Source organism: Hankyongella ginsenosidimutans (assembly GCF_005144965.1).
Classification (GTDB): domain Bacteria; phylum Pseudomonadota; class Alphaproteobacteria; order Sphingomonadales; family Sphingomonadaceae; genus Hankyongella; species Hankyongella ginsenosidimutans.
In genome coordinates, this window is the sequence record NZ_CP039704.1 from 2,757,363 (window position 1) to 2,777,204 (window position 19,842).

Genomic DNA, 19,842 nt, shown 5'->3' on the forward strand with positions numbered 1-19,842 from the left:
CCCTCCACGCAACATCTTGGCTGCTAAGCTACAACTGAAATCCCAATCGATTCAAACCTGAATCCATCGCCGTGCACCACTGTTCTACAGGCCGTTAATGACGCGCGCGCGACAAGAAGCCAGATTTCGCCCGCCCTGGATACGCCGGCCAGATCGCGCGCCGAAAACGTGCAGTCTCCGCTCGGGTGCGAATGGAAATACCCCAGGATCGGCAGCCCACCGCCCCGCGTGCGCCGCTGCACCGCGAACAAGGCCTTCGGATCGATCTCGAAGCTGCGCGCAGGGTCGGTTGCGACATTGTCCGCCGGCACAATCGCCTCGATGGTGGTGCCCTGCCCGAGCAGAAGACCGCAACTCTCGTGCGGGTGGGCAGCGGCGGCAAACAGGAACAAGAGCTCCCGATGGTCGTTGCGCAGTTGAATCTGCATGGGCAGCTTCCCAAGTCTGGGCGGGGCGGCTGACAATCGTCCAACCTTCTACCGGACCTGTTCATGCCCGCCGACACTCCCGACAATCAAGCCCTTGCTGAGGTTCCGATCACGACCGAGACGCTGGGCTGGCGCCTCGATCGCGCCCTGGCCCACGGCCTGCCCCAGCACAGCCGGGAGCGGCTGAAAGCGCTGATTTCCAGCGGCATGGTCAGCCTGAACGGCGCGCCGGCGCGCGATCCGGCCCGTAAAGTGCGACTCGGCGAGGTCTACGGCGTCGAGGTGCCGCCGCCGCAGCCGGCAGAGGCGATCGCGCAGGATATCCCGCTCGCGATCCCGTATGAGGACGAACATCTGCTTGTGGTCGACAAGCCGGCCGGGCTGGTGGTGCATCCGGCCTGCGGCAATCTCGACGGCACGCTGGTCAACGCCCTTCTGCACCACTGCGCCGGTCGCCTGTCCGGCATCGGCGGGTGGCGCGGCCCGGTATCGTGCATCGGATCGACAAGGATACGTCCGGCCTGCTGGTCGTCGCCAAGACCGACCCCGCGCACGAAAGACTGTCGCGGCAGTTTGCAGCGCACACGGTCGAGCGGGTTTACACAGCGCTGGTCGGCGGGCTGCCGGGTGCGGCGTCCGGCCGCATCGAGGGGAACCTCGCCCGCTCCAGCCAGAACCGGCAGAAGATGGCGATCGTACCCGCTGGCCAAGGTAAACACGCGGTGACCCACTGGCGACTGATTCGCGGCTTCGGGCGCGCGGCGGCGCAGGTCGAGTGCCGGCTGGAGACCGGCCGCACCCACCAGGTACGTGTGCACATGGCCTCGATCGGCCACGCGCTGCTGGGCGACCCGGTCTATGGTCGCGCCGGCCGTCTGGATGGCGTGCGCATCGTGCTGGAGCGGCTGTCGTTTCGCCGCCAGGCCCTGCATGCGGGCGTGCTCGGCTTTGCGCATCCGGTTACCGGCGCGCCCATGCGTTTCGAGAGCCCGCTGCCGCACGACATGACGGCGCTGCTGCACGCTCTGGCGCAGCAGACATAAAGTTCTCAATTGAAGAACGCTACGTTTAGAACTGATACGGTTGTTGCGGCTTATTACACAATGTATACGGTAAGCATCTGAAGGAGGTTGGTATGACAGCAAGCACGATCCCGGTTCTGGCCAGCGACGCCTCGCTCAACCGCTATCTTCAGGAAATCCGCCAGTTTCCCTGCTCTCGGCGGAGCAGGAATATATGCTCGCCAAGCGCTGGAGCGAACACGCCGACCGCGACGCCGCGCATCGCCTGGTCACCAGCCATTTGCGCCTCGTCGCCAAGATCGCCATGGGCTATCGCGGCTATGGACTGCCGGTCAGCGAGTTGATCGCCGAGGGCAACATCGGCCTGATGCAGGGCGTGAAGAAGTTCGATCCGGAGCGCGGCTTCCGCCTCGCGACCTATGCCATGTGGTGGATCAAGGCGGCGATCCAAGAATATATCCTGCGCTCCTGGTCGCTGGTGAAGATCGGCACCACCGCTGCGCAGAAAAGCTGTTTTCAACCTGCGCCGCCTGAAGAGCAAGCTCGAGGCGGTCGAGGACGGCGACATGAAGCCCGAGACGGTCAGCAAGATCGCCACGCACCTGCATGTGACCGAAGACGACGTCGTCTCGATGAACCGGCGCATGGCCATGGGCGGCGACACGTCGCTCAACACGCCGCTGCGCGAAGACGGTGACGGCGAATGGCAGGACTGGCTGGCCGATGACGGCCCGATCCAGGACGAAATCGTCGCGGAACGCCAGGAAAGCGATCAGCGCGGCGCCCTGCTTGCCCAGGCGATGTCGGTGCTCAACGACCGCGAGCGCCACATCCTGAACGCCCGCCGCCTCCAGGACGATCCGGCGACGCTGGAGGATCTGGCGCAGGTCTATGGCATCAGCCGTGAACGCGTGCGCCAGATCGAGGTGCGTGCCTTCGAGAAACTCCAGAAGGCCGTGGTGCAGCAAGCCCAGGCCCGAAAGCTCTTACCTGCCGCGTAACGCCTTTCTCTCTTCCCCAAGCCTTGACCATGGCGCGATACGCTCCGCCATGGTTTTTTGTCCCGCATGTCCCATTTTGATGCAGAATTTGGGACAGTAGTGTGCCGAGGAATTTTCTAACCCATTGATATTCAAGAGGGTAAGTACCTGGCATTCGCCATGCTTGGTATGGATTATCCTGTCTCCATAGCGTCCGTGACGCGATGGACCGCCAAGCCTGGCCCGCCGATGGTTCGCTGTCGGCGGGTCCTTCTTTCCAGTAAACAGTCTGCTGAAGAAGCCGGGAGATACAGCCCTGCTTCGTCATTCCGGCCCCGGATCGGGCGCAGCGTCGTATTGAAGGGGAAAAGATGCTTTAGCAGGCTGCTGAAAAGTGGAATTATACAGCTCCATTTCGTCATTCCGGCCCCGGATCGGGCCAAAGGCCCGTCCGAGGACAGGCTACGTCCGGAATCCATGGGAGCATATATATACAACGAATATAAGGTGTTGGCCATGGACCCCGGCCGGAGTTTATCCCCGTTAGGGGCCGGGGTGACGGCTGTGCGTTTGGAGTGCAGGAAATCACTTTTCAGCAGCCTGTTAGTGGCCCTTAACGTTCGCCCAGATTTTCTTGTAGCTGCGGAAGGTGATGACGCAGAGGATGAGCAGGAACATCAGCACGCCAAGGCCCATGCGCTTGCGGTCCTCCAGCTTCGGTTCCGCGGCCCATTCCATGAACGCCGAGACGTCCTTGGCCATCTGATCGATGCTCGCCTTGGTGCCGTCTGCGTATTCCACCTGCCCGTCGCTGGTCAGCGGCGCGGGCATCGCGATGGCAAGTCCGGCGAAATACGGGTTGTAGTGCGCCGTCTCGGCAATTTCGACATCGGCCGGCTTGTCTTCGTAGCCAGTCAGGATCGAGTAGAGGTAGGATGCGCCGCCATGGCGGGCCTTGGCGATCAGCGACAGGTCCGGCGGGGCCTTGCCATTGTTGGCCGCCTTGGCGGCAGCATCGTTCGGGAACGGCGCCGGGAAATGGTCGGCCGGGACGGCCTTGCGGGTTGTCTCGTCGCCGGTTTTGTCGTCGATTGTCGGCACGTCCGACTGGGCGGCGAGCGCCTTCACTTCCGCTTCCGTGAAGCCGAGGGCGGTCAGATTGCGGAAGGCGACCAGGTTCATGCTGTGGCAGGCCGCGCAGACCTCTTTATAGACCTGATAACCGCGCTGGAGCTGGGCACGGTCGAACTTGCCGAAGATGCCGTCCTGGGCGAACTCGACGTGCTTGGGGTGCTTGTGCAGCGCCGCGTGCGGGTCTGGCTCGGCCTTGTCGCGCGGCAGCGCCGCGGCGATCAGTACGGCCAGCGAGAGAATGGCGCCGACGGCGAAGGATATCAAACGAAGCATTAGGGGTTCTCCAGCGTCGTCAGCTTATTCGGCCGGCTGCAGGGCGGCGTCGCCGCTCGGCAGCACGGGTTCCGAGATGCTCTTGGGCAGCGGTTTCGGCGTCTCGATGCGCGCCACCAGCGGCACCAGGATCAGGAAGTGGATGAAGTAGTAGGCGGCCGCCAACTGGCTGATGCGCACCCACGGTTCCTCCGCCGGGGCCTGACCGCAGACACCGAGGATGAGAATGTCGAGGAGAAACAGCCAGAAGAGCTGGCGGTAGATCGGCCGATAGTTGGCTGAGCGCACCGGCGAATTATCCAGCCACGGCAGGAAGAACAGCAGCAGGATCGATGCGAACATCGCCAGCACGCCCCAGAGCTTGGCCGGGATGCCGAGGAAGTCGTAAGTGAAGGCGCGCAGGATCGCGTAGAACGGCCAGAAATACCACTCGGGCACGATGTGTGCCGGCGTGGAGAGCGAGTCCGCCATGATGTAGTTGTCCGGGTGGCCGAGCGCGTTCGGCATGTAGAACACCACGGCGCAGTAGCAGATCAGCGCCACGACGAGGCCGAACAGGTCCTTCGCGGTATAATAGGGGTGGAACGGCACGGTGTCGGCCGGACCTTTGACGTCGATGCCCTTCGGGTTGTTCGACCCGGGATGTGCAGCGCCCAGATGTGCAGCACCACAACGCCCAGGATGACGAACGGCAGCAGGAAGTGCAGCGAGAAAAACTTGTTTAGCGCCGGGTTGCCGACGAACGGCGCACCGAGCAGCAGGGTCTGGATGCTCTCGCCGACCACCGGGATCGCGGAGAACAACCCGGTGATGACCGTAGCACCCCAGAAGCTCATCTGGCCCCACGGCAACACGTAGCCCATGAACGCGGTCGCCATCATCAACAGCATGATGACCACGCCCAGCATCCAGATCATCTCGCGCGGAGCCTTGTACGAGCCGTAGTAGAGTCCGCGGAAGATGTGCACATAGACGACGATGAAGAAGAACGACGCGCCGTTCATGTGCAGATAGCGAATCAGCCAGCCGAAGTTCACATCACGCATGATGTGTTCAACTGACCCGAACGCAACCGCTTCGTTCGCCGAATAATGCATGGCGAGCACCACGCCGGTCACGATCTGGATCATCAGGAATACGCCGGCGAGCACGCCGAAGTTCCAGAAGTAGTTCAGGTTTTTCGGAACCGGATACCCCGCCCCGACCGCATCGTGCATGAAACGGACGAGCGGCAGGCGCTGGTCCAGCCAGCGCTCGATCGCCGTATTCGGTACATATTGTTGAGCCCAGGGCTTGCCCATGTTCGTCACCCGATCTTGATGCTGGTTGGCGACAGGAAGGCGTATTCCGGCACTTCCAGATTCTTCGGCGCCGGGCCTTTGCGGATGCGGCCCGAGGCGTCGTAGTGCGAGCCGTGGCACGGGCAGAAGTAGCCGCCGAACTCACCGCGCGTCTCGCCTTCGGCGGCGCCCAGCGGCACGCAGCCCAGGTGGGTGCACACGCCCATGGTCACCAGCCAGTTCTTGTGCTCCGGCTTTACGCGCTGGTCATCGCTTTGCGGGTCGCGCAGGGACTTGACGTCCACAGCGTCGACCGCCTTCAGCTCGTCGGCGGTGCGGTTACGCACGAACACCGGCTTGCCCTGCCATTTCACCTTGATGGCCTGGCCCGGCTCGATAGGCGCGAGGTCGACTTCGATCGTCGACAGCGCCAGCACGTCCGCTGACGGGTTCATCTGCTGAACGAACGGCCAGGCCGCCACTGCGCCGCCGACCGCGACGAAAGCACCCGACGCAATGTGCAGGAAGTCGCGGCGTCGAACGCCTTCGTCCATCCCATGACCGCCGTGGGGCGTCGCCGCACCCTGTCCGCTTGCCATTCCTCGTGAACTCCTCAACTGCTGTCCTTGGTCCTACCCTGCGGCGGCCTCTCGTCGAGCCGAAGCGCACGCACGGTGAATTGAAGCGTCGATTACCGCCCACATCACGCAGAGACAATGGGCAAATTAGCCGCAAGCGCAAACGGGGGCAGGAAAATGGTCGAAACAAACACTTTGCAAACCCGGCGGCGCTACGCAGAAGGGCGCAACGGAACAACCTGATTAGGCAAGAATGCGCACAGCCCTCATCAGCGCCCTTCGCTGGGTGGCCGCCGGCCGCCTGCTCGGCCAGATCATCACCTGGGCGCTCACCATCGTCACGATCCGGCTGTTGACGCCCGCGGACTATGGCGTCGTCGCTGCCGCCTTGCTCCTGATCAGCGTCCTGGCAATCCTCCAGGAAAGCGGCTTTCGCGCCGTGCTGATCCGCCGGCGGGACATGGAGCCGGAGCACCGGGACCGGCTGTTCGGCGCGTTCCTGCTGGCGACCCTGGGTTTGACCGTGTTCGCAGCGCTCGCCGCCTGGCCGCTTGGTCTCTACCTCGGCGATACCCGGGTGGCCCCGTGGTCTGGCTGGTGGCGTTGACCTTGCCGGTCAACATCGGGACCGTGTTTCCGCTGGCCCTGCTGGAAAAGAACTGGCGATGCGCCCGGTCGCGCTGGTCGAGCTGGGCGCGAGCCTGGCGCAAGGTATCGGCACTGCCGGCCTGGCGCTGGCCGGCGCCGGCTACTGGGCGCTGGCGGGCGGCATGGTGATCGCCAGCGTAATCAAGGCCATCGCCTTCTGGCGCTATGCCCCGGCAGACCTGCGGCCGCGCTTTGGCTGGCATGGCCTGCGCGAGGACTGGCGCTACGGCCGGACCATCACCGCCCAGGCCCTGATCTACACGGTGACCAGCAATTTCGATGTCGCCGTGGTCGGCCGGGTGCTCGGCGCGGGGCCACTCGGCCTGTTCCGCACCGCGAGCGAACTGGTGTTCATGCCCGCCTCCAAGCTGATGCCGATCATCAACCGGGTCGCTTTCCTGCCTATGCCCGCGCCCAGGAGGATCGCGCGCTGATCGCCCGCGCCTTCCGCAGCAAGCTCGGCGTGTTCATGGCGGTGATGGTGGCGCCGCTGTGGGGCTGGCGGCCGTCGCTCCGGAATTCACGACCGTGGTGCTGGGCGCGCAATGGCGCGCGCTGCCGCCGCTGCTGTGGGCGCTGGGGCTGGCCGCGCCGTTCTTCACGGTGTCGCTGTTGTTCAACGCGCCGTTCGACGCCCTGGGACGGCCTGAGCTCAGCGTGCAGAGCAACTTGATTCGTGCGGGCTTGACTCTGGTCACGCTGATCGTCGGGGCGCAGTTCGGGCTGGAGACCCTGATCTGGGTCTATGGCGCGGGCTGGCGCTGGCCGGCCTCATCATCGCCTGGATCGGCCTCAAGGTGCTGGGCGTCTGGCGGCGGCAGGCGCTGGCCGACATGGCGGCCCCGCTGGCGGCCGGGCTGGCGATGATCGGCGGCATCCACCTGATGCGCACCCTGCTTGCGCTGTCCGCGGCGCTCGAACTGCCGCTGCTGATCGCGACTGGGGCGCTGTGCTACTGCGGCGTGCTGTGGCTGCTCGGCGCCAGCAGATCCGGGCTGCGATTGCGCTGGTACGCGGCCAATGATCCGCCTCGCGCTGTTTCAGCCGGACCAGCCGCCCAATGTCGGCACGCTGCTGCGGCTGGGTGCCTGCCTTGGCGTGCCGGTCGACATCATCGAGCCCTGCGGCTTTGCGTTTTCGCGCGAGGCGGTACGGCGGGCCGCGCTCGATTACTTCGATCATGTCGATTTGACGGCGCACGCTGACTATTGCGCGTTCGACGCAGCCCGCCGACAGGCCGGGCGACGCCTGGTCCTGCTTACAAGCAAAGGCGATACGCCATATTCTGAGGGCCTTTACACCCCGCTGGACACCCTGGTGCTGGGGCAGGAAATTGCCGGCGCTCCGCCCTGGCTGCACGACGCCGCCAGCCTGCGGGTGCGCATTCCGCTGAAGGCACCCTTGCGCTCCTTGAACGTGGCGGTCGCCGCCGCCATGGTACTGGGCGAGGCGCTGCGTCAGACTGCCGCCTTTCCTGAGATACCGGAGCTACCGTGACCCCTACGCCCCTGCCCGCGCCCGACGAACTCGCCCGCCGCAAACAGGCTGCCGCCACCTGGTTCGAGTCGCTGCGCAATGCCATCTGCGCCGCGTTCGAGTCGATCGAGGACGATGCCGACTTCGCCCCGGGCGTGCCTGGGCGGTTCGTCCGCAAAACCTGGGAACGCACGGACCACAGCGGCGCGCCCGGCGGCGGCGGCACGATGTCGCTGATGCATGGCCGGGTGTTCGAGAAGGTGGGCGTCAACATCTCGACGGTTGAAGGGACATTCTCGCCGGAGTTCGCCAAGAACATCCCCGGCGCGGAAGACGACCCCGGCTTCTTCGCCACCGGCATCTCACTGGTCGCGCACCTGCGTTCGCCGCGCGTGCCGGCAGTGCACATGAACACGCGCTTCCTGGTGACGACCCGCGCCTGGTTCGGCGGCGGTGCCGACCTGAACCCGCCGCTGCCGGTCGAGGCGGAAACCGCCCGCTTCCATGCCGCATTCGAGGCCGCCTGCAACCGCCACGACCCGGCCTATTTCCCGCGCTTCAAAGCCTGGTGCGACGACTATTTCTACATCAAGCACCGCAACCGCCCCGGGAGTCGGCGGCATCTTCTACGACTATCTGGACAGCGGCGACTGGACAGCCGACTTCGCCTTCACGCAGGATGTCGGTCAGACCTTCCTGGAGATCTACCCCGCGCTAGTGCGTGCGCGCATGGCGGAACCCTGGACACCGGAAGAGCGGGAAATCCAGTTGCAGTATCGTGGCTTGTACGCGGAATTTAACCTCGTGTACGATCGCGGAACCCTATTCGGACTCAAGACCGGCGGCAATGTCGAGGCCATTCTCATGTCCCTGCCGCCTGAGGCGAAATGGCCCTGAGCACCCCTGTCCCGTGACGGTAGTGTCTCAGTTTGAAACCTCCGCTCGTGGTGAGCTCAGACAGAACCACGAGCCGCTCAACCTTCGTCCAGCTCAGGGTGAGCGGGGATTTTTCAAACTGAGACACTACCCCGGCGACTGGCGTCTTGTGAGTAACCGTCAGGATACAATATAATGGTAGAAGCGCATCGCTTCGCTGTTCACTCAAGACAAGGCAGGCTCCGATTGGCGATTGATCCACGCCCATCCCGACAACTGCGCCCGCCGGCGCTCTCCGCCGGCGACGACGACCATGATTCCCACGGCGGCCAGACCGGAATCGCGACCAAGACGGTCGCGCGGACAGCCAAACCTTCGATGTACAAGGTTCTGATGCTGAACGATGATTACACGCCGATGGAGTTTGTCGTTCACGTCCTGCAGCGTTTCTTCCGCATGTCGATGGAGGATGCCACGCGGGTCATGATGCATGTGCATCAGCGCGGCGTCGGCATCTGCGGCATTTTCACCTACGACGTCGCCGAGACGAAAGTGACGCAGGTGATGGACTATTCCCGCAAGAACCAGCACCCTTTGCAGTGCACCATGGAAAAGCCTGACCGGCGACCGTCGCCGCGCCCGTAACCCTGCGTTCACCCGGCTATGCCTTGAATGCAACCGACGGCGTCCCGAGATGGTTATGCGATGTGCAGACGAAAGCCATGCTTTGCCTGGCGCAGCTTTGTGCTAGCCTCACGCGTACTGGGGCGTTCGGATCGATACGCGGCGAGTTCTGGATAAGGAGCCACTATGCCCGCTTTCTCGAAGCAACTGGAACAGACCCTGCACCGTGCGCTGAGCGAGGCGGGCAAGCGCAGCCACGAATACGCCACGCTGGAGCATCTGCTGCTGGCGTTGATCGACGACAGCGACGCCAGCGCCGTGATGCGCGCCTGCGGCGTCGACCTGGAAGAGCTGGGGCGCACCATCACCGGCTACATCGACGCTGAGCTGGAGACCCTGAAGGCGGAAAGCAGCGTCGACCCCAGCCCGACCGCCGGCTTTCAGCGGGTGGTGCAGCGCGCGATCCTGCATGTGCAGTCGTCCGGCCGCGAGGATGTGACCGGCGCCAACGTGCTGGTCGCCCTGTTCTCCGAGCGCGAGAGCCATGCGGTCTACTTCCTGCAGCAGCAGGACATGACCCGGCTGGACGCCGTTTCCTTCATCTCGCACGGCATCGCCAAGCCGGGCCTCTCCGAAAGCCGCACCGTGCGCGGCGCGAACGAGGAGGCCAAGGACGAAGAGCAGCAGAGCCGCACCCAGAACAACGGCAAGAAGCGCCAGAACGACTCGGCGCTGCGCCAGTTCTGCGTCAACCTCAACGAGAAGGCGCGCACCGGCAAGATCGATCCGCTGATCGGCCGCACCAGCGAGGTCGAGCGCACGGTGCAGATTCTGTGCCGCCGTTCGAAGAACAACCCGCTGTTCGTCGGCGACCCCGGCGTCGGCAAGACCGCGATCGTCGAGGGCCTGGCCCGGCGCATCGTCGAGAAAGACGTGCCGGAGGTGCTGGAAAAGGCGGTCATCTTTTCGCTGGACATGGGCTCGCTGCTTGCAGGCACCCGCTACCGCGGCGACTTCGAGGAGCGGCTGAAGCAAGTGGTCACCGAGCTTGAGGCGACCCCGCATGCGGTGCTGTTCATCGACGAGATCCACACGGTCATCGGTGCCGGCGCGACGTCGGGCGGCGCGATGGATGCCTCCAACCTGCTGAAGCCCGCGCTTTCCAGCGGCTCGATCCGCTGCATCGGCTCGACGACCTACAAGGAGTTCCGCAGCCACTTCGAGAAGGACCGCGCGCTGCTGCGCCGCTTCCAGAAGATCGACGTCAACGAGCCGTCGGTCGAGGACACGATCAAGATCATGCAGGGCCTGAAGCCCTACTACGAGGAGCATCACCAGGTCCGCTATACGTCCGAGGCCATCCGCTCGGCGGTCGAACTGGCAGCGCGCTACATTCACGACCGCAAGCTGCCGGACAAGGCGATCGACGTGATCGACGAGGTCGGAGCCGCGCAGATGCTGGTGCCCGCGCCCAAGCGCAAGCGTCTGATCGGCGTCAAGGAGGTCGAGGCGGTCGTCGCCAAGATCGCCCGCATCCCGCCGAAATCGGTATCGTCCGACGACAAGCGCGCCCTTGAGACCCTGGCGACCGATCTGAAGCGCGTCGTGTTCGGGCAGGACAAGGCGATCGACACCCTGGCATCCGCGATCAAGCTGGCGCGCGCGGGCCTGCGCGATCCGCGCAAGCCGATCGGCTGCTACCTGTTCTCCGGCCCGACCGGGGTCGGCAAGACCGAGGTGACCCGCCAGCTCGCGGAGATTCTGGGCATTCCGCTCACCCGCTTCGATATGTCGGAGTATATGGAGCGCCACTCGGTCAGCCGCCTGATCGGCGCGCCGCCGGGCTATGTCGGCTACGATCAGGGCGGCCTGCTCACCGATGCAGTCGATCAGAACCCGCACAGCGTGCTGCTGCTCGACGAAATCGAGAAGGCGCACCCCGACCTGTTCAACATCCTGCTGCAGGTGATGGACAACGGCAAACTGACGGATCACCACGGCAAGACCGTCGACTTCCGCAACGTGATCCTGGTGATGACCACCAATGCCGGCGCCGCCGACATGGCGCGCGAGGCCATCGGCTTCGGCAGCAGCCAGCGCCAGGGCGACGACGAGGAAGCGATCAAGCGCATGTTCTCGCCGGAGTTCCGCAACCGTCTCGATGCGGTAGTGCCGTTCGAATATTTGCCGACGGACGTGGTTGCCCGCGTCGTCGACAAGTTCATCCTCGAGCTGGAGCTGCAACTGGCGGAGCGCCAGGTGCACATCGCGCTCACCGACGACGCCAAGGCCTGGCTGACCGCGCGCGGCTACGACCGTCAATACGGCGCGCGCCCGATGGCAAGGCTGATCCAGGAGCAGATCAAGACGCCGCTGGCCGACGAACTGCTGTTCGGGTCGCTGGTCAAGGGCGGCGAGGTGCGCGTGCACCTGCGCGATGATGCGCTGACGTTCGAGATCGTGCCGACCGCGCCGCGCCAGCTGCCGCCGCCCGGCAGCCCGGCAAGCGCCGCCGCAAGGCGAAAGCCCCGGCAAAATAAGCGGGTTGCGCAGCCGGGGAGACGTCATGACGAAGCCGGCCGCCCACCCGATCCTGCAGGCGCTCGTCGACCTGGTGGTCGGCGTCAGGGACGATGGCCAACGCTATGCCTTTGGCGAAGACGTGCCGCAGGCGCTGCGTGAAAGTGCCTCAAGTGGCTCTACGACATGCTGACGATCCTCGACAGCAAGACCAACCAGTTGCTGAGCGCCAATTCCTTCGTGCTCGCCGCCACCGCTTTCCTTGCCCGCTCGGGCGGGGATACGTTCAGCGGCGCCAAGGCGTTCTACATCCTGCCGCTGGTCCTCGCGATGGTATGCCTGATCTCAGCCGCCTGGCGCATCTACCGCATCCGCTGGGGTTTTCTCGACTATATGCACCGCACCAACTGCGCGGACCCCACGCATGGCTTCTGGCTCGAGGCGAATGCCCTTGCCGAGGAATGCGCCCGCAGAACCGGCTCGATGCGCATGGTGCGGTTTTTCACCATTGCAGCGGCTGCGACTTTCATCTTCGCCTCGGCCGCCGTATTCCGGGAACAACCATCGGCCAAGCCGGCACCGATCAAGACCGGAGCCGCCGCAGGAGCAACGCCTTGACGATCGACCCGAACGATGACGCCCTGCGTCTGGCTGCATCAAGACCCGCGACAACGCCTATGCCCCTACTCCCGTTTTCATGTCGGGGCAGCGGTGCGCACGCTCGGCGGGGCCATATATCGCGGCGCGAACATGGAGAATGCATCCTACGGCCTGACGATCTGCGCCGAGGTGGCAGCGCTGACGGCGGCTGTGGCTGCCGGCGACTTCCGCTGCGAAGCGATTGCGGTCGTCGGCGGCCCGGCCGATACGCTGGACCCGCAGGCGGACGTCACGCGCCCTTGCGGCCGCTGCCGTCAACTGATCGCCGAGGCGGCCGCCGTCTCCGGCGTCGACATCAAGGTCATCAGCGCCAACGCCGCCGGCACGAAAGTGGTCGTGGAGCCGATCTCGGGGCTGCTGCCGCATGCCTTCGCCCTGCCGCCGGCCTGATGCGCCGGTGCCCGGCCCTGCCGGGCGGCACGTCATCGCGCTCTCGTGTCGTGGAATCGAAGTTCGTCACACAATGATATAGGGCTACCCCGCGAACTTCGATTCTAAAACGACACGAGAAACAGAGTTGCTAGTGTCCTTTTCGATCTGAAATCCAACTTCACCTGATATTGGGTGCAATGGATTTCAGATTCGGGACACTAGAAGGTCGTTAAGGGCTTGTGGCTTTCAGCAGCACGATCCCCGCAACGATCATGCCGATGGCGATCAGGCGCGGCGCATGGGCCGGTTCGTGGTAGAGCAGAATGCCGAGCAAAGCCGCCCCGACGGCACCGATGCCCGTCCAGACCGCATAAGCGGTGCCGATCGGCAGCACCTTCACCGCTGCCGACAGCAGATAGAAGGACGCAAAGGAGACCGCAAAAACGCAACGCTCGGCCAGAGCCGGGTGAAGCCTTCAGTCAGCTTCATCAGATACACCCAGCCGACCTCCATAAGACCCGCCGCCAGCAGCATCATCCAGGCGAGGGTTGCAGGTGGCATGCGCATCGCTTTGCTGTTACCGCGCCGGGGGCAGGCATCAGGCGTGAGCGTAGAGCAGGCGGCCGCCGCTCATCCGCATACGGACGGACTCGATGATCGCCGGGTCCAGCACGAAACAGCCCCAACTGCGTCCCGGCTTGCCATGGCGGGCGATCCAAGCCGGCGCCACATAGGGTGCGGCGTGAACGATGATCTGCCGCTCCCGGGCGTTGCGGTTGCCGTCGTCCAGTCCCTCCAGCAGCATGGCGGGGCCATTGCTGCCTGACTGATAGGCGGCGCCAGTTGCAAAGCGCCGGCGCAGGAAGCCAGGGAACCCGGACGATCCGACAAACGGATAGCCAGCCCGCTGTTGTCGGGGTCCGATCCCCTGCCATGTGCCACCAGATAGCTCTCGATGACGCCGGTCGCCAGCTCGATGAGGTGAAAGCGCGGCTGGGAGGACGGGCGGCGCAGATCGACCACCGCCAGCCAGTCCCGCAGGGGATGCGATCGCGATGGCGGGTCAAGGCTGCTGCGGCGGCAGCCAGTGCGTCAGGGCTTGGCGTGGTGGCGGTTGACGCCCGTGCAGCCGGCACAGTAACGCTGGTGGCGGCCAATGTAAGGAGCAATCTGCGGCGATCCATGGTCAATACTGCGCTTCCTCGAACACCGTGGCGTCGATGACCATGGCCGATCATGGCGGCCATGCCAAGCCATTCCGGCCGGCGCTGCGGCATGCCCTGGCGGTGCTGGCGTGGCTGGCAACGGCAACGCTGCCGACGCCCATCGAGGCGCAGCCGGTGACGCCCTGGCGGCCTGAGGCTGTCGCGGCGTTGCAGGGCGTGGTCGACCGGTTGCCCGAGCATGGGCTGGACCCGCGCCATTACGCCATTCCCGCACCCGCGACAGGCGCCGCGATCGAGGCGCTGGCGCTGGAACTCGCCGCCGACCTGACGGTGGGACGGCAAGGGTCCGCAGTTTACGGCGCCGAGCCGCGGGAAGCAGTCAAGGTGCGGCTGCGCCAACCTTTGCGCGATGCCTTAGTGTCCCCGGCCCTGGCGATCCCCGCCTTTACGCCACCCTGCCGCCACAGGATGCGACCTATGGAGTCCTGCAGCGGGGATTGGCGGGAGAAACCGACCCGGCACGCCGCCAGGCGCTGACCGCGACGCTGGAGCGCCGGCGCTGGCTGCCGCGCGGAACCCCGGCCCGGCTGCTGCTGGTCAATATCCCTGCCTACGAACTGACGTTCTACGAGGCCGGCGCGCTGGTCACCGTTCACCCGGTGATCGTCGGCCAGCCGGCCCACCCCACACCCCTGATGCAGGTCGCGGCACCCGGCATCACCCTGAACCCATGGTGGAACGTGCCGGACCGGATCGCACGCGAAAAGCTCTGGCCGAAGCTGCGCCGCGATCCCCGGTTTGCGGCCAGCATGGGCTATGTGATCGACAATGGGCGGATCCGCCAGAAACCCGGGCCGAAAATGCGCTGGGTCAGCTCAAGTTCGTCATGCCGAACGGGCTGGATGTCTATTTGCACGATACGCCGGACAAGGCGCTGTTCGACCGTCAGACCCGCGCGCTCAGCAATGGTTGCGTGCGGGTGCAGGCAGTCAAGGCCTTGGCTGCGCGCCTGCTGCCGACGCCCGAATGGACGCCCGACAGGCTGGATGACGCGCTGGCCACCGGTGCCACCCGCACGCTGTCCTTCGCCACGCCGGCCATTGTCCGTACGGTCTACGAAACCGCGCAGGTTCAGCCGGACGGCAGTATCCGCATCCTGAGCGACATCTATAACTGGGACGCGCCGCTGGTCGCCTCACTCGCCGGACCCGGCGCGCGCAGTGCGCCAGCGCCTGGACTGTCGCCCGCCATCGCCCAGTGTCTCGGCTGAGGCCATCCTCCGTGAGCGATCGATTATCGGGAGCGTTGCTGATCCAGCGCGCGCAGGAAGCCCTGGGTGATATCCTCGACGCCATGGCCAGTGTAGTCGTGCGCGAGATAGGCAATGATGCGCGTCGCGACGGCCGGCGCATGCATGCTCAGCAGGTGGTGCAGCCGGGGCGGCGCGATCACGACAAGATGGGTAAAGGCATCGGCCTTGCCCTCGACCAGTCCGGCTACTGCGCGCACGAAAGCTGCTTCCGCAGCATCATGGTGGTCGGTGCTCTCGACCGCCGTCCTGCCACCCGTCGGAGTGGCGAAGCGCCCGGACGGTCGCGGCCCAGCATCCGGGTTGGCGGTACCGGGTTCTCCAGTGTTGCGACCATATGCAACTCAGGCGTTCGATCGCCGCCCCGGTTCTCGAACAGGATGGCGCGGCCGCCATCGAACACAAGCGCCCAGGCGCCGGAATGATGCAGGGGAGAAGCGGCCATGGTGCGAACCCCAAATGTACGAATTCGTGGATCAGGCTCCTTTCATTAATCATACCATGATTCATGCCTCAGATCAGTTCAATCTGAAACGATCAAGGTCGAACGGGCTGTTGAAAAGTCGCGAAGATACAGCCCTGCTTCGTCATCCCGGCGCAGGCTGGAATCCATGGGTGCATATATACATAACGAAGACAACGCTTTAGACTTAAAGATCTATAGAGCAACTTTGGAACCCGGCGGCATTGATCAGGATCATGCCCGGCGTGCAGCCTTCAGGAGAGGCGGCGATGAGGCCTGCGGGCCTGGCTTCAAGAGCGCGGCGTATCCACGCGCAGCCGGCGTCCGGTCTCGAAATCCTCGACCAGGAGATTGAGGATGGCGAGTCCGACGGCTTCCGGATCTTTCAGCCGGGTTGGATCCTCGCCAGGATAGGCTTCGGCGCGCATGGCCGTGCGGGTCGCGCCGGGATCGACGATGGCGCAGCGGATGCCCGTGATGCTGCCCACCTCCTCCGCGTAGCAGTCGATCAAGGTCTCCAGCGCCGCCTTGGAGGCGGCGTACGGCCCCAGTAGGCGCGCGGGCTGCGCGCGACACTCGTCGTCAGCGCGAGCACCCGGCCGGTCGGGGCAAGCCGCAGCAGAGGGTCACAGGCGCGTAGCACCCGGAAACCGGCGGTCAGGTTCAGCGCCATGATCTTGTCGAAGTCCTTGGGCGCGACATGGGCGACCGGCGACAAGGCCCCGAGCATCGCTGCATTGAGAACCAGGATATCCAGCCGGCCCCAGCGCTGGCCGATGGCGTCCGCCAGCCGGTCCACCGCCTCCCCGTCGGTCAGGTCGAACGGTGCCAGCGTTGCCGTGCCGCCAGCCGTATGGATACGGTCGTCGACTTCGGCCAGACCGCCCTCCGTGCGCGCCGTCAGCACGACATGCGCGCCGGCCTGCGCCAAGCATAGCGCCGTCGCAGCGCCGATGCCGCTGGCGCCGGTCACCAAAGCCAGTTTACCGGACAGCGGCCCATTGAGCGGTTTTGCGTCATGATACGAAATCCGGCAGCAGGCTGGCGTCACCGCGACCCTCCCGGTCGGTGAGCGGCGTCGGATAGTCCCCGGTGAAGCAGGCGTCGCAATATGCCGGCCTGTCAACGATGCGCCCAACAGACGCGCCCGCCGCACGGTACAGACCATCGATGCTGAGGAACGCCAGACTGTCTGCCTTGATGAAGGCGCGCATGGCCTCCACGTCCATCTGCGCGGCCAGGAGCTTGGAGCGCTCGGGCGTGTCCACGCCGTAGAAGCACGGGTTGCGGGTCGGCGGGCTGGCGATGCGCATGTGCACTTCGCCGGCGCCGGCGTCGCGCAGCATCTGCACGATCTTGACCGAGGTGGTGCCGCGCACGATCGAGTCGTCGATCAGGACCAGCCGCTTGCCGGCGATCTGCGCGCGGTTGGCGTTATGCTTCAGCTTCACGCCCAGGTGGCGGATCTGGTCGCCGGGCTGGATGAAGGTGCGGCCGACATAATGCGAGCGGATGATGCCCAGCTCGAACGGCAGACCGGAGGCCTGCGCATAGCCGATCGCGGCCGGCGTGCCGGAGTCGGGCACCGGCACCACCATATCGGCGTCGACGCCGCTTTCGCGCGCCAGTTCCGCGCCGATCCGCTTGCGCACTTCGTACACGCTCAGATCGTCGACAATGGAGTCGGGACGCGAGAAGTACACCTGCTCGAAAATGCACGGACGCGGCGCCTGCGGGACGAACGGCTTGATCGACTGCATGCCGTCGCCGTTGATGATGAGGATTTCCCCGGCTCCAGCGAGCGGATGAAGGTCGCGCCGACGATATCCAGCGCACAGGTCTCGCTGGCGAGGATCGGCGCATCGTTCAGCCGGCCGAGCACCAGCGGCCGGAACCCGAGCGGATCGCGCACGCCGATCATGCCTTCCTCGGTCAGGCAGACCAGGCTGTACGCCCCTCCACCTGCTTCAGCGCATCGATCAGCCGGTCCAGCAGCGTGCGGTACTGCGAGGTCGCGATCAGATGGACGATCATCTCCGTGTCGCTGGTCGACTGGAAGATCGCGCCCTTGCGCACCAGCCGCTTGCGCACGGTCATGGCGTTGGTGATGTTGCCGTTATGGGCGATGGCGAAGCCGCCGCTCACCAGTTCCGCAAACAGCGGCTGGACGTTGCGCAGGCCGGTGCCGCCGGTCGTGGCGTAGCGGGTGTGGCCGATGGCCGTCGTGCCCGGTAGCTGGCTGATGACGTCCGAGCGGTCGAAATTGCCGCTGATGTGGCCCTGGGCGCGGTGCGTGTGGAAGCGGCGACCATCGAAGCTGGTGATGCCGGCGGCTTCCTGCCCGCGGTGCTGCAGGGCATGCAGCCCCAGCGCCGTCAGCGCCGCCGCGCCCTCTGCGCTGTAAACCCCGAAAATCCCGCATTCCTCATGGAAACGGTCGTCGTCGAACGGGTGTTGCGGCAAGGGATCGTTGAGGTCCGAAACGTCGGTCATCGTCGGGCGCTGGCTCCGCAAAATGTCATCGAACGGTCATGTGCCGACCCCTTTAGCCGCGCGCAAGCAACTTGTCGCCCCGGTAGTAGGTCATCTTGAATAAACCGCTCGTGGTGAGCTTGACGAACCACGAGCCGCTCAACCCTTCGTCCAGCTCAGGGTGAGCGGCAAAATTTCAAAATAACCCACTACCGTCGCCCCTACTGGAATATCAGCGTTCGCGTGTTATGTTAGCCATCTGGCAGCAGAGGCGAACAGGAAGCCGCAGTTTTTCCGCAAAGATCCGGGCTTGGGACGGGATGGGCTGGCGCAGCCGAACCCCGGCAGCCTTTGGCCTCGTCTAAGCATTGCGCGCGGCGATTATCGCTGCTCTCTGCCTGTTCCTGCGCACGGACGAAATCCGCGTCCGGGATCATGGCGTAAAATGAAAACTTGCCCGCTGCTGGCGACAGTCGCGGGACTGATGAGGAAAATCGATATGGACGCCATCTGCGACCCCAAAACCCTTGCCGCCTACGGCGATACGCCTGCCGCTCCCCGGCCGACCCGCCAGGAAGCCGAAGCAGCCGTGCGCACCCTGATCCGCTGGGCCGGCGACAATCCGGAACGCGAGGGGCTGGTTGACACCCCACGGCGCGTCACCAAGGCGTACGAGGAATTCTTCGCAGGCTACGACGAAGATCCGGTGGCGATCCTCTCCCGAACCTTCGAGGAGGTGGAGGGCTACGACGATATCGTCATGCTGCGCGACATCGCGCTGGAGTCCCACTGCGAGCACCACATGGTGCCGATCCTGGCAAGGCGCACCTTGCCTACCTGCCTGACCGCCGCGTCGTCGGCATCTCCAAGCTGGCGCGCACGGTCGAGGTTTTGCCAAGCGCCTGCAAACACAGGAGACCATGACCGCGCAGATCGCCCGCGCCATCGAAGAGGCGCTGCAGCCGCGCGGCGTCGCGATCCTGATCGACGCCAAACACCAGTGCATGACCATGCGCGGCGTGCACAAGCCGGATGTTTCCACCATCACCACCCGCTTCACCGGCGTGTTCCGGGAAGAGCGCTTTGAGCGCCGCTTCCTTGAACTGATCCGCGGCTGATGCCGTTCGCCCACATCGAGGACAAGGCGGCGATCGAGACCGGATCGCTGCTGAGTCCGCGTTTCGATGAGCGCGGCCTCATTACGGCGGTCGCCGTCGATGCCGCCAGCGGCCGGGTGCTGATGGTCGCCGCCATGAACCAGGAGGCGCTGGCGCGCACGATAGAGACGGGCGAGGCGCATTATTGGTCGCGGTCACGCCAGGCGCTCTGGCACAAGGGCGCGACGTCCGGCCACACGCAGAAGGTCGTCGAACTGCGGATCGACTGCGACCAGGACGCCGTGGTGCTGCATGTCGAGGCGCACGGTCCCGGCCAATGCCATGTCGGTTATCCGTCGTGCTTTTACCGTGTGGTCGGGATCGGCGGCCCGGCGGCGGACGCGCGGCTGACCATCGTCGACGCGCCCAGTTACGATCCGGACGCCGTCTACGGCGGGTGATCG

Annotated in this window: 17 protein-coding genes and 10 pseudogenes; 15 read left to right on the forward strand and 12 right to left on the reverse strand. The window is 65.0% G+C overall.

Features of this window, described 5'->3' with window-relative positions; translation table 11 throughout:
- Nucleotides 1-23 precede the first annotated feature (23 nt).
- Nucleotides 24-428, reverse strand: a complete 405-nt coding sequence (locus E6W36_RS16350) for a M67 family metallopeptidase (RefSeq protein ID WP_222873297.1) — start codon at nucleotides 426-428, stop codon at nucleotides 24-26.
- Between the two features lie 63 nt (nucleotides 429-491).
- On the opposite strand from E6W36_RS16350, the pseudogene E6W36_RS16355 reads away from it, so the two are divergent.
- Nucleotides 492-1,471, forward strand: a pseudogene (locus E6W36_RS16355) (RluA family pseudouridine synthase).
- A gap of 92 nt (nucleotides 1,472-1,563) precedes the next feature.
- Nucleotides 1,564-2,451: pseudogene (gene rpoH, locus E6W36_RS16360) on the forward strand (RNA polymerase sigma factor RpoH).
- 582 nt (nucleotides 2,452-3,033) lie between these two features.
- Here rpoH and E6W36_RS16365 read toward each other — a convergent pair.
- The 4 genes from E6W36_RS16365 to petA are packed head-to-tail and all read right to left on the reverse strand — an operon-like array spanning nucleotide 3,034 to nucleotide 5,671.
- Nucleotides 3,034-3,837 (reverse strand): cytochrome c1, encoded by an 804-nt coding sequence (locus E6W36_RS16365; RefSeq protein WP_222873298.1) that lies wholly within the window; start codon nucleotides 3,835-3,837, stop codon nucleotides 3,034-3,036.
- A 24-nt stretch (nucleotides 3,838-3,861) separates the two neighbouring features.
- Nucleotides 3,862-4,428 carry a cytochrome b family protein gene (locus tag E6W36_RS19810; RefSeq protein WP_246047842.1) on the reverse strand — a complete coding sequence of 189 codons (567 nt, stop codon included), beginning with the start codon at nucleotides 4,426-4,428 and terminating at the stop codon, nucleotides 3,862-3,864.
- Nucleotides 4,371-5,138 (reverse strand): cytochrome b, encoded by a 768-nt coding sequence (locus tag E6W36_RS19815; RefSeq protein WP_246047844.1) that lies wholly within the window; start codon nucleotides 5,136-5,138, stop codon nucleotides 4,371-4,373. Before E6W36_RS19815 ends, E6W36_RS19810 begins: the two co-directional genes overlap by 58 nt.
- Nucleotides 5,139-5,143: 5 nt before the next feature.
- Nucleotides 5,144-5,671, reverse strand: coding sequence for a ubiquinol-cytochrome c reductase iron-sulfur subunit (petA, locus tag E6W36_RS16375; RefSeq protein ID WP_246047846.1), 528 nt, complete (start codon nucleotides 5,669-5,671; stop codon nucleotides 5,144-5,146).
- Between the two features lie 310 nt (nucleotides 5,672-5,981).
- Between petA and E6W36_RS21160 the strand changes: the two genes are divergently transcribed.
- From E6W36_RS21160 to E6W36_RS16420, 9 genes and pseudogenes are all read left to right on the forward strand, one after another.
- A complete protein-coding gene (locus E6W36_RS21160) occupies nucleotides 5,982-6,302 on the forward strand; it encodes an oligosaccharide flippase family protein (RefSeq protein WP_222873300.1) in 321 nt (106 codons plus the stop codon).
- Between the two features lie 58 nt (nucleotides 6,303-6,360).
- A complete protein-coding gene (locus E6W36_RS21165) occupies nucleotides 6,361-6,777 on the forward strand; it encodes an oligosaccharide flippase family protein (RefSeq protein WP_222873301.1) in 417 nt (138 codons plus the stop codon).
- 58 nt (nucleotides 6,778-6,835) lie between these two features.
- Complete coding sequence (locus tag E6W36_RS16390) at nucleotides 6,836-7,210, forward strand: MATE family efflux transporter (RefSeq protein WP_222873302.1); 375 nt, start codon at nucleotides 6,836-6,838, stop codon at nucleotides 7,208-7,210.
- A gap of 156 nt (nucleotides 7,211-7,366) precedes the next feature.
- On the forward strand, nucleotides 7,367-7,840 hold the full coding sequence (locus E6W36_RS16395; RefSeq protein WP_222874528.1) for a tRNA (cytidine(34)-2'-O)-methyltransferase: 474 nt from the start codon (nucleotides 7,367-7,369) through the stop codon (nucleotides 7,838-7,840).
- Nucleotides 7,841-7,851: 11 nt separating this feature from the next.
- A pseudogene (gene hemF / locus E6W36_RS16400) lies at nucleotides 7,852-8,716 on the forward strand (oxygen-dependent coproporphyrinogen oxidase).
- Nucleotides 8,717-8,941: 225 nt separating this feature from the next.
- A complete protein-coding gene (gene clpS, locus E6W36_RS16405) occupies nucleotides 8,942-9,340 on the forward strand; it encodes an ATP-dependent Clp protease adapter ClpS (protein WP_425459656.1) in 399 nt (132 codons plus the stop codon).
- Between the two features lie 165 nt (nucleotides 9,341-9,505).
- Nucleotides 9,506-11,824, forward strand: a pseudogene (gene clpA, locus E6W36_RS16410) (ATP-dependent Clp protease ATP-binding subunit ClpA); the annotation flags it as partial.
- 201 nt (nucleotides 11,825-12,025) lie between these two features.
- Entirely contained in the window at nucleotides 12,026-12,457 is a 432-nt protein-coding gene (locus E6W36_RS16415) for a hypothetical protein (protein ID WP_222873305.1), read from the forward strand.
- Nucleotides 12,458-12,472: 15 nt separating this feature from the next.
- Nucleotides 12,473-12,889 carry a cytidine deaminase gene (locus tag E6W36_RS16420; RefSeq protein WP_222873306.1) on the forward strand — a complete coding sequence of 139 codons (417 nt, stop codon included), beginning with the start codon at nucleotides 12,473-12,475 and terminating at the stop codon, nucleotides 12,887-12,889.
- A gap of 211 nt (nucleotides 12,890-13,100) precedes the next feature.
- On the opposite strand, the gene E6W36_RS23835 is transcribed toward E6W36_RS16420, so the two are convergent.
- The 3 genes and pseudogenes from E6W36_RS23835 to E6W36_RS23845 all read right to left on the reverse strand — a co-directional run bounded on the left by E6W36_RS23835 (nucleotide 13,101) and on the right by E6W36_RS23845 (nucleotide 13,894).
- Complete coding sequence (locus E6W36_RS23835) at nucleotides 13,101-13,271, reverse strand: DMT family transporter (protein WP_281277380.1); 171 nt, start codon at nucleotides 13,269-13,271, stop codon at nucleotides 13,101-13,103.
- Nucleotides 13,268-13,408 (reverse strand): DMT family transporter, encoded by a 141-nt coding sequence (locus E6W36_RS23840; protein ID WP_281277381.1) that lies wholly within the window; start codon nucleotides 13,406-13,408, stop codon nucleotides 13,268-13,270. The genes E6W36_RS23835 and E6W36_RS23840 overlap by 4 nt, the downstream gene beginning before the upstream one ends.
- 61 nt (nucleotides 13,409-13,469) lie before the next feature.
- Nucleotides 13,470-13,894: pseudogene (locus E6W36_RS23845) on the reverse strand (murein L,D-transpeptidase catalytic domain-containing protein).
- A 197-nt stretch (nucleotides 13,895-14,091) separates the two neighbouring features.
- Between E6W36_RS23845 and E6W36_RS16435 the strand changes: the two are divergent.
- The gene (locus E6W36_RS16435; protein ID WP_222873307.1) at nucleotides 14,092-14,574 is read left to right on the forward strand and encodes a hypothetical protein; all 483 of its coding nucleotides are present in this window, start codon (nucleotides 14,092-14,094) and stop codon (nucleotides 14,572-14,574) included.
- Nucleotides 14,535-15,307, forward strand: a pseudogene (locus E6W36_RS16440) (L,D-transpeptidase family protein). The gene E6W36_RS16435 and the pseudogene E6W36_RS16440 overlap by 40 nt, the downstream one beginning before the upstream one ends.
- 23 nt (nucleotides 15,308-15,330) lie before the next feature.
- Here E6W36_RS16440 and E6W36_RS24015 read toward each other — a convergent pair.
- The 4 genes and pseudogenes from E6W36_RS24015 to purF all read right to left on the reverse strand — a co-directional run.
- Nucleotides 15,331-15,579: pseudogene (locus E6W36_RS24015) on the reverse strand (baeRF12 domain-containing protein); the annotation flags it as partial.
- Nucleotides 15,534-15,791 carry a host attachment family protein gene (locus tag E6W36_RS24020; RefSeq protein ID WP_222873309.1) on the reverse strand — a complete coding sequence of 86 codons (258 nt, stop codon included), beginning with the start codon at nucleotides 15,789-15,791 and terminating at the stop codon, nucleotides 15,534-15,536. The gene E6W36_RS24020 and the pseudogene E6W36_RS24015, both read right to left, overlap by 46 nt.
- A 308-nt stretch (nucleotides 15,792-16,099) precedes the next feature.
- Nucleotides 16,100-16,839, reverse strand: a pseudogene (locus E6W36_RS16455) (SDR family NAD(P)-dependent oxidoreductase).
- A pseudogene (purF, locus tag E6W36_RS16460) lies at nucleotides 16,826-18,302 on the reverse strand (amidophosphoribosyltransferase). Before purF ends, E6W36_RS16455 begins: the two co-directional pseudogenes overlap by 14 nt.
- Before the next feature lie 478 nt (nucleotides 18,303-18,780).
- Here purF and folE point away from each other — a divergent pair.
- Both folE and hisI read left to right on the forward strand, forming a co-directional pair.
- Nucleotides 18,781-19,399, forward strand: a pseudogene (gene folE, locus E6W36_RS16465) (GTP cyclohydrolase I FolE).
- The gene (hisI, locus tag E6W36_RS16470) at nucleotides 19,399-19,839 is read left to right on the forward strand and encodes a phosphoribosyl-AMP cyclohydrolase (protein WP_222873310.1); all 441 of its coding nucleotides are present in this window, start codon (nucleotides 19,399-19,401) and stop codon (nucleotides 19,837-19,839) included. Before folE ends, hisI begins: the two are co-directional and overlap by 1 nt.
- The last annotated feature ends 3 nt before the right edge of the window (nucleotides 19,840-19,842 follow it).

Bases quoted from the DNA above. Each gene is read 5' to 3' on its own strand.
- E6W36_RS16350 (WP_222873297.1), bottom strand. From the start codon at position 428: ATGCAGATTCAACTGCGCAACGACCATCGGGAGCTCTTGTTCCTGTTT.
- E6W36_RS16365 (WP_222873298.1), bottom strand. From the start codon at position 3,837: ATGCTTCGTTTGATATCCTTCGCCGTCGGCGCCATTCTCTCGCTGGCC.
- E6W36_RS19815 (WP_246047844.1), bottom strand. From the start codon at position 5,138: ATGGGCAAGCCCTGGGCTCAACAATATGTACCGAATACGGCGATCGAG.
- petA (WP_246047846.1), bottom strand. From the start codon at position 5,671: ATGGACGAAGGCGTTCGACGCCGCGACTTCCTGCACATTGCGTCGGGT.
- E6W36_RS21165 (WP_222873301.1), top strand. From the start codon at position 6,361: ATGCGCCCGGTCGCGCTGGTCGAGCTGGGCGCGAGCCTGGCGCAAGGT.
- E6W36_RS16415 (WP_222873305.1), top strand. From the start codon at position 12,026: ATGCTGACGATCCTCGACAGCAAGACCAACCAGTTGCTGAGCGCCAAT.
- E6W36_RS16420 (WP_222873306.1), top strand. From the start codon at position 12,473: ATGACGCCCTGCGTCTGGCTGCATCAAGACCCGCGACAACGCCTATGC.
- E6W36_RS23840 (WP_281277381.1), bottom strand. From the start codon at position 13,408: ATGATGCTGCTGGCGGCGGGTCTTATGGAGGTCGGCTGGGTGTATCTG.
- E6W36_RS16435 (WP_222873307.1), top strand. From the start codon at position 14,092: ATGACCATGGCCGATCATGGCGGCCATGCCAAGCCATTCCGGCCGGCG.
- E6W36_RS24020 (WP_222873309.1), bottom strand. From the start codon at position 15,791: ATGGCCGCTTCTCCCCTGCATCATTCCGGCGCCTGGGCGCTTGTGTTC.
- hisI (WP_222873310.1), top strand. From the start codon at position 19,399: ATGCCGTTCGCCCACATCGAGGACAAGGCGGCGATCGAGACCGGATCG.